The organism is Citrobacter sp. Cpo148 (genome assembly GCF_030332375.1).
Classification (GTDB): domain Bacteria; phylum Pseudomonadota; class Gammaproteobacteria; order Enterobacterales; family Enterobacteriaceae; genus Citrobacter; species Citrobacter portucalensis.
The window spans coordinates 1-517 of sequence record NZ_JAOWHY010000020.1; the positions used below are offsets into that span (position 1 = coordinate 1).

The window sequence follows — 517 nt, forward strand, 5'->3', positions numbered from 1 at the left end:
AGCCAGCCTTCTGGCGGGTTCGGGAGGGGCCACGGAACTGGCACTCCTACCGGTAGCGCGGAGCCTTCTCCCAAACCAACGTTTTAAACTGCACGAACGATGTAGTTGAATGAAATGTTACGAGGTCTGAGTGTTACATGATTAACACCATCACCAACAGCTGGGCCGGGATAAGGAAATCTGGAAAATCCAGGACTGTAATCGACCACACCATCATGATTACCTATTGCATGACCGGAGCCTACGTCATAGTTACCAGCATACTGTGTGAAAGATGTTGCTGCCTGAAAACTAAGTAATGCCCTACTATTATCGATCCCTCTTCCATCATCCCAGCCGCGAATAAATTCACCCCGTAAATCAGGTAATATGCCAGCCGGATATACCGTGCCTAATTTCGGAAATCTGTTTTTATCGAAGGGTGCGCCGTTATATTTCAGCCAGCCTTCCGGTGGGTTCGGGAGGGGCCACGGCACTGGCACACCCACCGGCAACGCGGAGCCTTCCCCCAAACCAA

General features: G+C 51.3%; 1 protein-coding gene and 1 pseudogene. Both read right to left on the reverse strand.

Annotated elements, in window-relative coordinates:
- Positions 1-74: pseudogene (locus OGY10_RS00090) on the reverse strand (phage tail protein); the annotation flags it as partial.
- 9 nt (positions 75-83) lie between these two features.
- On the reverse strand, positions 84-517 hold a 434-nt coding region (locus OGY10_RS00095; RefSeq protein WP_286575993.1), incomplete at its 5' end, for a phage tail protein.